Annotated in this window: 14 protein-coding genes; 5 read left to right on the top strand and 9 right to left on the bottom strand. The window is 39.6% G+C overall.

What is annotated here, in order from left to right; genetic code table 11:
- Positions 1-29: 29 nt before the first annotated feature.
- The 3 genes from CQZ96_RS16170 to orn form a co-directional block, all read right to left on the bottom strand.
- Positions 30-833 carry an enoyl-ACP reductase FabI gene (locus tag CQZ96_RS16170; protein WP_004725837.1) on the bottom strand — a complete coding sequence of 268 codons (804 nt, stop codon included), beginning with the start codon at positions 831-833 and terminating at the stop codon, positions 30-32.
- Between the two features lie 160 nt (positions 834-993).
- Positions 994-1,728 carry a Bax inhibitor-1/YccA family membrane protein gene (locus tag CQZ96_RS16165; protein WP_004816949.1) on the bottom strand — a complete coding sequence of 245 codons (735 nt, stop codon included), beginning with the start codon at positions 1,726-1,728 and terminating at the stop codon, positions 994-996.
- Positions 1,729-1,939: 211 nt separating this feature from the next.
- Positions 1,940-2,497 (bottom strand): oligoribonuclease, encoded by a 558-nt coding sequence (orn, locus tag CQZ96_RS16160; RefSeq protein WP_004725833.1) that lies wholly within the window; start codon positions 2,495-2,497, stop codon positions 1,940-1,942.
- Positions 2,498-2,619: 122 nt separating this feature from the next.
- Here orn and rsgA point away from each other — a divergent pair, with 122 nt between their 5' ends.
- The 5 genes from rsgA to CQZ96_RS16135 all read left to right on the top strand — a co-directional run bounded on the left by rsgA (position 2,620) and on the right by CQZ96_RS16135 (position 5,547).
- A complete protein-coding gene (gene rsgA, locus CQZ96_RS16155; RefSeq protein ID WP_004725830.1) occupies positions 2,620-3,678 on the top strand; it encodes a small ribosomal subunit biogenesis GTPase RsgA in 1,059 nt (352 codons plus the stop codon).
- 91 nt (positions 3,679-3,769) lie between these two features.
- Positions 3,770-4,180, top strand: a complete 411-nt coding sequence (locus CQZ96_RS16150; RefSeq protein ID WP_004725828.1) for a rhodanese-like domain-containing protein — start codon at positions 3,770-3,772, stop codon at positions 4,178-4,180.
- 16 nt (positions 4,181-4,196) lie between these two features.
- On the top strand, positions 4,197-4,454 hold the full coding sequence (grxC, locus tag CQZ96_RS16145) for a glutaredoxin 3 (RefSeq protein ID WP_004725827.1): 258 nt from the start codon (positions 4,197-4,199) through the stop codon (positions 4,452-4,454).
- Between the two features lie 48 nt (positions 4,455-4,502).
- On the top strand, positions 4,503-4,961 hold the full coding sequence (secB, locus tag CQZ96_RS16140) for a protein-export chaperone SecB (RefSeq protein ID WP_004725824.1): 459 nt from the start codon (positions 4,503-4,505) through the stop codon (positions 4,959-4,961).
- Positions 4,962-5,100: 139 nt separating this feature from the next.
- The gene (locus CQZ96_RS16135) at positions 5,101-5,547 is read left to right on the top strand and encodes a hydrolase (RefSeq protein WP_105714406.1); all 447 of its coding nucleotides are present in this window, start codon (positions 5,101-5,103) and stop codon (positions 5,545-5,547) included.
- 290 nt (positions 5,548-5,837) lie between these two features.
- Here CQZ96_RS16135 and CQZ96_RS16130 read toward each other — a convergent pair whose 3' ends face one another.
- From CQZ96_RS16130 to coaBC, 6 genes are all read right to left on the bottom strand, one after another.
- Entirely contained in the window at positions 5,838-6,449 is a 612-nt protein-coding gene (locus CQZ96_RS16130) for an alpha-ketoglutarate-dependent dioxygenase AlkB family protein (RefSeq protein WP_105714407.1), read from the bottom strand.
- Positions 6,436-6,681, bottom strand: coding sequence for an Ada metal-binding domain-containing protein (locus tag CQZ96_RS16125; protein WP_004816946.1), 246 nt, complete (start codon positions 6,679-6,681; stop codon positions 6,436-6,438). Before CQZ96_RS16125 ends, CQZ96_RS16130 begins: the two co-directional genes overlap by 14 nt.
- A 3-nt stretch (positions 6,682-6,684) precedes the next feature.
- A complete protein-coding gene (locus CQZ96_RS16120; RefSeq protein ID WP_105714408.1) occupies positions 6,685-7,422 on the bottom strand; it encodes a 2OG-Fe(II) oxygenase in 738 nt (245 codons plus the stop codon).
- Positions 7,409-8,248 carry a methylated-DNA--[protein]-cysteine S-methyltransferase gene (locus CQZ96_RS16115; protein ID WP_105714409.1) on the bottom strand — a complete coding sequence of 280 codons (840 nt, stop codon included), beginning with the start codon at positions 8,246-8,248 and terminating at the stop codon, positions 7,409-7,411. The genes CQZ96_RS16120 and CQZ96_RS16115 overlap by 14 nt, the downstream gene beginning before the upstream one ends.
- Before the next feature lie 161 nt (positions 8,249-8,409).
- Positions 8,410-8,784 carry a cytochrome b562 gene (locus CQZ96_RS16110; protein ID WP_004725812.1) on the bottom strand — a complete coding sequence of 125 codons (375 nt, stop codon included), beginning with the start codon at positions 8,782-8,784 and terminating at the stop codon, positions 8,410-8,412.
- Positions 8,785-8,946: 162 nt separating this feature from the next.
- On the bottom strand, positions 8,947-10,212 hold the full coding sequence (gene coaBC, locus CQZ96_RS16105; RefSeq protein WP_105714410.1) for a bifunctional phosphopantothenoylcysteine decarboxylase/phosphopantothenate--cysteine ligase CoaBC: 1,266 nt from the start codon (positions 10,210-10,212) through the stop codon (positions 8,947-8,949).
- Between the last annotated feature and the right edge of the window lie 49 nt (positions 10,213-10,261).

The raw sequence follows: 10,261 nt of genomic DNA, 5'->3' as shown, positions 1-10,261 counted from the left end.
TTAATTCAAATTGTTATATAGACTAAATGCTATTCACTGTCCATCATTGACTGGCTCATACCGACCGTATTAAAACCAGCATCAACATATAGAATTTCACCAGTGATCCCATTTGCCCAAGGTGAGCATAGGAATAAGGCTGCATTACCTACGTCTTCAATCGTAACATTACGTTTTAACGGTGCAATTTTTTCATTGGCATCTAACATTTTACGGAAAGATTTAATCCCAGATGCCGCTAAAGTACGGATTGGACCTGCTGAAATTGCATTTACACGGATACCCTCAGCACCTAAGCTTGATGCTAAATAACGCACACCTGCTTCCAAAGATGCTTTCGCCATACCCATAACATTATAGTTTGGCATAACAGACTCTGAACCTTGGTAAGTTAAAGTCAATAAACAGCCTTGGCGAGCCAACAATAAAGGTTTTGCTGCACGTGCCATAGCAACAAAACTATAAGCACTGATGTCATGAGCAATTTTAAAACCTTCACGATCTGTGACGTCCGTGAAATCACCATCAAGTGTATGCGCAGGTGCAAAGCCGATTGAATGTACAACACCATCCAAACCATCCCAATGCTTTGCTAATTCAGCAAATGCATGGTCAATTTCAGCATCCACAGCAACATCACAAGGGAAAACTAAAGTAGAACCGAATTGTTCTGCAAAATCATCTACACGTTTTTTTAGTTTATCGTTTGGATAAGTAAATGCGAGTTCTGCACCTTCACGATGTAATGCCTGAGCAATACCAAATGCAATGGATAATTTACTTGCAATACCCGCGATTAAAAAGCGTTTACCTGCCAATAGTCCTTGTGCCATGAAATTCTCACCTGATCAATTTTGTAAGCATAATGCCAAGTCTTGACCCATAACTAAATTGCATAATGCATCTTTTTTTAAAAGTTTACTAAAAACATAAAAAAAGCGCACTGAATCGAGTGCGCCTTTTCAAATCTATCAATCTATATAAAGGGAATGATTAATCATCACCTTGCAACAAGCTCAATAAACGTAAGAATGAATAGTACATCCATACCAATGTTGCCAACAAAGCGATACCACATAACCATTCATAGGCTTTCGGTGCACGTTGTGCAGCAGCCGATTCAATCAAATCGAAATCAAGAATCAAGTTCAATGATGCGATCACCGCAACAAATGCAGCAAAACCAATACCTAAAATGCTGCTTTCAAATAAGAATGGAATACTTGAACCAAAAGCCAAACGCATAATGAACTGCACTACAAAAACCAATGCAATTGCGATAGATGCTGAAATCACAATAGATTTAAATTTTTCAGTTGCACGAATAATTTGGAATTTATATAAACCAAACATCACTAAAGTTGTGATAAATGTAGCTAAAAGTGCTTGTAATGGTACGCCCGGAAACTTCAGTTGGAAGATCACTGAAACACCACCCAAAAATGCACCTTCAAAGAATGCATAAGGAATAGCTAAAACACGTGCCGTATTCGGCTTAAATGTAGCAACCAATCCAAGAATCAAACCACCAATTGCACCGACCATTGCGGCAGCATAGGCAATTCCAACATTCATTGTGGTAAAGCTATAGAAAAAAATTCCAACACCGAGTATGGCCGCAATAACAGTCAATAAAACTGATTTTTGAATTGCGCCTTGTACAGTCATTGGCTGTTCATAATCTGCATACGTTTCCGCACGCGTTAAAATTGGGTTATTACTTTGCATAGTCAATCTCTTTGTAATAATTCAAATATATATAAGGATATTAAAACGTTTTTTATGCAAACAATTTGAACTGCTTGCTATTTTTTGTAACGAGTTGTCAGAGGACATCAGCTTTAGTATAGCTTAAAAAACCAAAATGCATAGCAAAAAAAGAGGCTAAAAAGCCTCTTCTTTCAATCTGATATGTAATGAGATTTAACCACTCAAATGATTAATCTTGATTGGCAATAAAGAAATACTGACGATAATATTTAAGTTCAGCAATCGAATCGCGGATATCATCCATTGCCAAATGTGAAGCATTTTTCTTTAGACCGCTCATAATTTCAGGTCTCCAGCGTTTTGCTAACTCTTTCACTGAAGACACGTCCAAATTACGATAATGGAAGAATTGTTCAAGCTCTGGCATTAAACGGTGCATAAAACGACGATCTTGGCAGATTGAATTACCACACATTGGCGAAGTTTTAGGATTAATCCATTTCTTCAAAAATTCTAACGTTTGCTGCTCTGCATCTTGCGCTGTGAGTTTACTACGACGTACCCGTTCAATCAGACCTGACTGACCGTGTTGTTTGGTGTTCCACTCATCCATGGCATTGAGGATAACATCTGATTGATGCACTGCAAGCACAGGCCCTTCCGCCAAAATGTTCAAATGATCATCTGTTACAATTGTCGCAATTTCAATGATCTTGTCATTATCTGTATCTAAACCTGTCATCTCTAGGTCGATCCAAATTAAGCGGGTATCCGGAGTGCTGCTCATATAGTGCAATCTTATTAGGCCAATAAAAAATGAATAGTAGCAAATTTCTTGCATCTTCGCTGTAATTCATTCGCCTGTCATGGTATTTTTGCCTTCTCATTTTTAAGGTTTTTAGGATATGAATGGCTTTAATTCGTAAACGTCGTTTAACTGAACAGCAGCAACGCCGCATTCAGAAACAACATAAAACACGTCAAGAAGAAATCGACACTTCCAATGACCTTGAAGGTCTTGTTGTTCAGCATTATGGACGACAACTCGAAGTACAAGCCCTTTCTGTTCCTACTCAACATCCGCAAAAACCCATCGTCAATGAAGGTGATCCAGAGCCCTTTTGGAAACCGATTGAATTAGGCAGTGTCTGGCGCTGTCATACACGAACCAATTTAGAGCTGTTAGTGACAGGCGACAAAGTTCAGTGGCAAGCAGATCCAAATACAGGTTTAGGCATCATCACTGCCATTCATCCAAGGACTTCATTGTTAACGCGTCCCGATCGTTATCATAAAGTTAAACCTGTCGCAGCCAATATCAGTTTAATCGTCATTGTCTTTGCAACTCTGCCTGAGCCAGCACCCACGCTGATTGATCGCTATTTAGTGGCATGTGCAGATGCGGATATTCCAGTCCTTTTGGTGTTAAACAAATCAGATTTACTCAAAGAAAATGACCCTATTTTAGATCTCATTAAAGAATATCAAGACTTGGGCTATGAAGTACTGATCACTCAGTCTGAAGGTGATATTAGCGAATTAAAGCAACGACTCGACAATGAAACCGTTGCTTTCGTTGGGCAATCAGGTGTCGGCAAAAGTACCTTGATTAATGTCATCGTTCCTGATGCAGAACAAAAGACCAATATTATTTCTGAAAACTCAGCACTCGGACAACATACAACCACCTCTACCCGTTTGATTCGTTTTGGTGAAAATGGTGCTTTGATCGACTCGCCCGGCATCCGTGAATTTGGGCTTTGGCATTTGAGCCTAGAAAAGATTGATGCAGGCTTTCCTGAAATCTCTAACTTGATTGGACATTGCCAATATCGTAATTGCACCCACACACATGAGAAACAGTGCGCAATTAAAAAAGCGGTAGAAAATGGTGAAATTCTAGCCAGACGACATGAAAGTTATTTACGTTTAATTGAAGAAATCACTGATGCGCAACAAAAAAATTAAATTTCTTCTTTGAGAACCTTGAAGCGGTGATTTTGATCACCATATATATACGCTATACTCGACGCAATTTTTGATTGTAATTAGGTGACTTGTGGAACGTTGGTTTGAGTTTATGGGGAATCACCCCTTCTTATTTGGTATTTTAGGGGTACTGGCGATCTTGTTCTTTATTTTTGAAGGACAACGCAGTGGTCGTAAGATTTCACCACAATCACTTGGTATTTTAGTGAAGGCTAAAAATGCGATGTTGATTGATTTACGCGATGCTAAAGATTTCCGTGAAGGTCATGTGAGTGGCAGCCGCAACATTCCATACAGTCAAATTGCCAGTCACATTGAAGAGTTAAAAACTGCTGACCGTCCTTTAGTATTTATCTGTAACTTAGGTCAAGTTGCAGGAAGTGCTTTACAACAAGTCGGCCATGCAGACAGCTATCGTCTTGATGGTGGTATCAGTAACTGGAAAGCCCAAGGCTTGCCATTAGTTAAAGCTAAAAAATAAGCTTAAGGAGCTCAACATGACTGCTGAAGTAAAAGTATATTCAACAACTTTTTGCCCATACTGTGTACGTGCGAAATCTCTACTTGAGCGTAAAGGTGTTGCTTTTACCGAAATCAATCTCGATGAAGAAGCACCTGAAGTTAAGACTGAGCTGATCCAGAAAACTCGACACCGTACAGTGCCACAAATTTTTATTAATAATGAATTTATCGGTGGTTTTGACCAGCTTTATGCTTTAGAAAAAGCTGGCAAACTCGATGAGTTACTTGGTTAATCCACAACTTAATTAATGAATCACTTCTTAAAATTTAAGGAATAAAGAATGAGTGAAGAACAACAAGCTCAACCACAACTTGCTTTAGAACGTATTTATACAAAAGACATTTCTTTTGAAGTACCTGGGGCTCAAGTTTTTACCAAAGAATGGCAACCTGAATTAAACATCAACTTGTCTTCTGCTGCTGAAAAAGTGGATGCAACCCACTTTGAAGTGTCTTTAAAAGTTGTTGTTCAAGCGAACAATGCCGGCGATACAGCATTTATCGTCGATGTAACACAATCAGGTATTTTCTTGATTGATGGTATTGAAGAAGACCGTCTTCCATACATCTTAGGTGCTTACTGCCCGAACATTTTGTTCCCATTCTTGCGTGAAGCAGTTAATGATCTTGTAACGAAAGGTAGCTTCCCTCAATTACTTCTTACGCCAATCAATTTTGATGCAGAGTTTGAAGCAAATATGGAACGTGCCCAAGGCGCTGCTGCTGAAGGCCAAGCTTAATTTCTCAATAATTAAGTTTAAAAGACCGCACTATGCGGTCTTTTTTATGTTTGATCAGATAAAAATCACCCAAACTTCACAACCGTGGGTGATGCAATTTTTTATAATTTAAACATCACAATAAGCATGAACAATAACAATGCCATTTACTCCCTTACATTTGGGCTTAGGCGCAAGCTGTAAAGCCATTGCAAATAAAAAATTTAGCTTGTTAATTTTCTCTGGTGTTCAGGTTTTGATGGATATAGAACCTCTAATTGGCATCATTCGAGGCTGGACCACACTCCATTTATATACCCATAATTTACTTGGTGCTTTGTTGATTGCTTTGCTTGCAGTCCCCATAGGTAAAGTGATGAGTGAGTTTTGCTTACGCAACTTATTCAAACAAGCAGACTGGCAGATCACATGGCAAGTGGCGACAGTCAGTGCTTTGGTCGGTAGTTTTAGTCATGTTTTTTTAGATGCGTTGATGCATGTAGATATGTATCCCTTTTATCCACTGAGTTATTCTCAAGTTTTACTCAACATGATTCCCTACAATTTTATTTTCTATGGAAGTTTAGGGTCTGTTGACATTTCATAAATGGCTTGCGTTGTAGGCTAAAATTGAGCAGGCAAGGCAGGAAACGAAGAGAATAGCGAGACTATTTTCGAGTTTCATAACGTAGGCTGAGATAATTTTAGCCACAACCCTTCGGGACTAGTGTGTTTTTTGCCGCTACTTCGTTACGAACTACTCATTTAGAATGACTAAATTTCGTATTTCGTGCCTAGTATCGTCTAAAAACACACGTAGTCGCAAACATAGACGAATTGTCAACAGACCCTGGCTTTATTTTTGCAGGAATTGTTTGGCTTATCCGTGAGGGAAAATCATGATTCATCGATTGTTCTAAAGGTTAGATTAATCCGAGCCGTATGCACTTTCTTTGTTGGGGCTAAGCGGTGCAACCAATATGTTTGTGTGGTGTCTTTCATGACCAGCAAACTGCCATTTTCGAGAAAAACCTCAATCTTTTCTTGGCTATTTTTATGTTTAAAGGCAAATTTTCGAACTGCGCCTAGGCTTAAAGATGCAATTGCACCATTCTTTTTTAGATCTGTTTCACCATCACTGTGCCATGCCATACCCTCTTCACCGGTATGGTAAAGATTCAGCAAACAAGAATTAAATGTTTCACCCGTGATCATTTCAATCTGTTGTTTCAGTTCGAGTAATTCTTCAGTCCATGGCAAGGCATATTTGGAGCTATTTGAATAAGTGTATTCAAAAGCGCGATCTCCATACCAAGCCACTTTCCGTTTAGTGATAATCTTTTTGCCAAAAATAATCGCTTGGTCATTTTGCCATTCAATATGCGTTAGCAATTGCTCAAAATAATCATTGGCGATGGCTTCATCCATGATTTTTCCGAAATAATTCACTGTTCCATCTTGTGGAAGCAAGTTCTCATGGGGATCGGTTAGAAACTCAAGTTGTTGCATTTTTCCATTTCACATAGGCTGATTTCATACAATGTCCACACGGGCGAAATTGCAATGCCAAGGCTTCAGCTTCACAACTAAAGAACACCCGATTGGCTTTTAACATACGCTTGCCCGAACCACAGTTTAAACGTCCATAAATTTTTAGCTTTTGATTGCCTGCAAATAAAATTTCAGCATTCCTGATTTTTCGATATAACGCCAAACGCTCAATGTCATCATGCTTAATCATCATTTAACTCACAGCATCATGAAAAATAATCCCCAATGTATAACGCTCCCCTGTACGCACCTGACTGACAGCATGCTTCATATTGACTCGATAATAGCCATGAGTGCTTTTCTTGGGTCTAAACTGCGTGGTAAAAATTAACACATCCCCTTGATCAGGTTGTAAAACAATGGCTTTTGACTGTGCTCGTGGTACTTGCTCAGTCAACACCAACTCACCACCGGTAAAATCGCTATTGACTTGACTAAGAACAAATACCATTTGGATCGGAAAATAGACCTCTCCATATAGATCTTGATGTAAGGTATTAAACCCATCTTGCTGATAGTGCAAAATCAAAACAGTGGCCTTATTTTGACCCGCTTGTTGGCATTGTTGTAAAAATTCAAGATGTGAATCTGGATATTGTCGATCCAACTTTAAAGCATCAGACCAAGCATTGGCGATAGGAACCAGATACGGATAAAACTGAGTTCGAAGCTGTTGAAGCAAGTTTGGTAGTGGATAATTAAAATATTTATACTCGCCATATCCAAAACGATGTTGCTGCATAGTGACGGTTTTTCGATACAGTTGTTGATGGTTATAATGACTTTTGATCAACTCACACAATTCATCAGATAAAAAGTCTTTAAGGATTGAGTAGCCTTGTGTATGCATCTGAGCATGGATTGACTCCCAATCTAAACCCTCAATTTTATTGAGCAACGCTGTTGCTTGTTGTGAATTAAACGCTGGCATGTACTTGCACACCTTCCCAGCCAATCATTGCGGCTTTACGTGTTTTACCCCAATGATATTCACCTAAAACACCTGTCGCTTGAATCACACGATGACATGGAATTAAAAAAGCCACTGGATTATTGCCAATCGCAGTACCGACTGCACGGGAAGCTTTTGGATTTCCAATCTGTTCTGCAAGGTCTGCATAGGTCGCCAATTGTCCCATCGGGATTTTAAGCAAACTTTCCCAAACTTTAAGCTGAAAATCAGTACCTTTTAGATGCAGCTTAATTTGGCTCCATGGTTTTTGTTCAGATGAGAAAATGGCCAAAGCGTGTTCATGCAAGGCATCTGCTTGCTGATAAAATCTTGCTTTAGGAAATTTTTCAACGAGTGTACTATAGGCATCTTGTTCATGCTCGACAAAAGACATAAAACAAATCCCTTTGGCTGTTGAAGCCACTAAAACTATTCCAAAGCGTGTTTCAGCATACTGGTAGTGGATGGTTAAATTTTCTCCGCCACTTTTGTATTCAGCAGGTGTCATCCCTTCAATTTGTATAAATAGATCATGTAACCGACTGGTGCTCGATAGTCCTGTGTCATAAGTCGCATCAAATACCGAATGCTCTTGTTTTAACAAGTTTTTTGCATGTTCTATGCTGATATATTGCAAGAACTTCTTCGGGCTGGTACCAGCCCATTCTGTAAATAAGCGTTGAAAATGTGCAGGGCTTAAATGAATATGCGCAGCCACCTCATCTAAATTCGGTTGTGCTTTAAAATTGTGTTTAATGTATTCGATGGCCTTTGCAATACGTTCAAACTGATGGTGCTGTTGCATCGCATTTCTCCTCACTTTTCTACATCTAACTTAACAGTTGTTATGCAATGAGCAAATCCGAATCATGCTGAGTTTAGTGATTCAATATCGTTAAAAATCTCCTCACAATAAAAAACCGTTAGTCATTAAAACTAACGGTTTTGTGCTTTCAAATGAATCGATTACTGATAGATCTTATGCCCTTGATCACGTATTTCAGCAATTTTCTTGCCTTCCATTTTGGCATGATCTAAATGACCGCCTTTGACTAGCGCTTGAGTCTTATCAATTTGCGCAATCAATTGATCATATAACTGAGTCGAAGTCGGAGCACTGGCATCACCACGACCTTTAAGTTTGACTTTTTTAGCGTCCGTTGCAGCAGCACGCATATTATCTAAAGCTTTATTTGCTTCAGCAGCATTATTGGTTTGATTAAATGCTTTATAGTTTTTACCTAATGCCTGCATATTTTGTTGTAGCGTTGCAGCAAAAGTCATTGAGCTGAAACCTAAAGCAGAAATCATCATGACGGTGGCTAAAGTTTTTTTGATCATTATGATCTTCCTTAAAACTGTGGCTATTGTGGGGTGTAAAAAAGCCCATTGTGGCTATTGTCCATTTCCAAGATTAAACATAGTTTAAAAGCACAAAAAATTGCAAATAAAAATGCAACGAATTCGTTGCATTTTTATATTCAGAAATAATCAGAGAAAGACTTAAATTGGTTCAATCTCATGGTGTAAGGCATCGTGGATCGCTTCAACCAATTGTTGTGCAATCTCTTGTTTCGAGGCTTTTTCTAAATCACGCTTTTCCATCTGGTACTGTTCTGCAAAAAACACGGTCATCGCATTTTGATCAGAAGCAAAACCAATATCAGCACGCGAGACATCATTGCAGGCAATCATATCGAGTTTTTTGGCAACCAGTTTTCCTGCTGCATATTCCTCTACATTACGGGTTTCAGCCGCAAAACCCACCATAAATGGGCGCTTTGACTGCTGTGCAATGGTCGCCACAATATCAGGGTTTTTCACCAACGAAACATTCAGCTCATCACCCGCTTTCTTAATCTTATGTTCCGCAACTTCTGCCACACGATAGTCAGCAACAGCCGCGGTTGCAATAAACACGTCACAGCCTTCCTCAAGCTGATGCATGCTTTCATCAAGCATTTTTATCGCAGAAGAAACATTGATACGACGCACACCATTCGGGGTATCCAAACTGACTGGGCCAGCCAATAGCGTCACTTTTGCCCCTGCTGAATAACAGGCTGCTGCAATGGCAAAGCCCATTTTCCCTGTACTGTGATTGGAAATATAGCGCACAGGATCAATCGCTTCACGTGTTGGCCCCGCAGTAATCACCACACGTTTTCCAGCAAGCAAGCCAAACTTTTCAGCAATCGCACGTTGTGCTTGATGGAAGTAATTTTTAACTTGTTCAGCTAAATCTTCAGGTTCAGGCATACGCCCTAAACCGACATCACCACAAGCTTGTGAACCCGCTTCAGGCATAATCACATGTACGCCATCTTCAACTAAGGTATTCAGATTACGTTGTGTCGGCTTAGCTGCCCACATTTGCTGATTCATTGCAGGCGCAACCCAAACAGGTGCTTTGGTTGCCAAATACAAAGTACTGAGCAAGTCGTCAGCCAAACCCGCGGCGAACTTTGCAATGGTGTCACAACTTGCAGGAGCAACTAAAATTAAATCAGCCCAACGCGCCAATTCAATATGCCCCATTCCCGCTTCTGCTTCAGGGTCTAATAATTCGGTATGAACTGAATTGCCTGATAAGGCCTGAAAAGTTAAAGGGGTAATAAATGCCTGTGCACCTTTGGTCATTACCACGCGTACATTAAAGCCGTAATCCTTTAAACGACGTACCAGGATTGCACTTTTATAGGCGGCAATACCGCCTGTTACAGCGAGGATAATATTTTTATTAGAAAATACACTGAGATCAAAACTCACTATCAGGCTACCTTTCAGTTGCAGTGGCGCTCACAATATCATTAAATAG

This window comes from Acinetobacter sp. MYb10 (genome assembly GCF_002980175.2).
Lineage (GTDB): Bacteria > Pseudomonadota > Gammaproteobacteria > Pseudomonadales > Moraxellaceae > Acinetobacter > Acinetobacter guillouiae.
Note: the sequence above shows the minus strand (reverse complement) of the source record. Positions and strands in the feature narration are given on the sequence as shown.

Bases quoted from the DNA above. Each gene is read 5' to 3' on its own strand.
- grxC (WP_004725827.1), top strand. From the start codon at position 4,197: ATGACTGCTGAAGTAAAAGTATATTCAACAACTTTTTGCCCATACTGT.
- CQZ96_RS16170 (WP_004725837.1), bottom strand. From the start codon at position 833: ATGGCACAAGGACTATTGGCAGGTAAACGCTTTTTAATCGCGGGTATT.
- CQZ96_RS16165 (WP_004816949.1), bottom strand. From the start codon at position 1,728: ATGCAAAGTAATAACCCAATTTTAACGCGTGCGGAAACGTATGCAGAT.
- CQZ96_RS16115 (WP_105714409.1), bottom strand. From the start codon at position 8,248: ATGCAACAGCACCATCAGTTTGAACGTATTGCAAAGGCCATCGAATAC.
- CQZ96_RS16130 (WP_105714407.1), bottom strand. From the start codon at position 6,449: ATGCAACAACTTGAGTTTCTAACCGATCCCCATGAGAACTTGCTTCCA.
- CQZ96_RS16125 (WP_004816946.1), bottom strand. From the start codon at position 6,681: ATGATTAAGCATGATGACATTGAGCGTTTGGCGTTATATCGAAAAATC.
- orn (WP_004725833.1), bottom strand. From the start codon at position 2,497: ATGAGCAGCACTCCGGATACCCGCTTAATTTGGATCGACCTAGAGATG.
- rsgA (WP_004725830.1), top strand. From the start codon at position 2,620: ATGGCTTTAATTCGTAAACGTCGTTTAACTGAACAGCAGCAACGCCGC.
- secB (WP_004725824.1), top strand. From the start codon at position 4,503: ATGAGTGAAGAACAACAAGCTCAACCACAACTTGCTTTAGAACGTATT.
- CQZ96_RS16135 (WP_105714406.1), top strand. From the start codon at position 5,101: ATGCCATTTACTCCCTTACATTTGGGCTTAGGCGCAAGCTGTAAAGCC.
- CQZ96_RS16120 (WP_105714408.1), bottom strand. From the start codon at position 7,422: ATGCCAGCGTTTAATTCACAACAAGCAACAGCGTTGCTCAATAAAATT.
- CQZ96_RS16110 (WP_004725812.1), bottom strand. From the start codon at position 8,784: ATGATCAAAAAAACTTTAGCCACCGTCATGATGATTTCTGCTTTAGGT.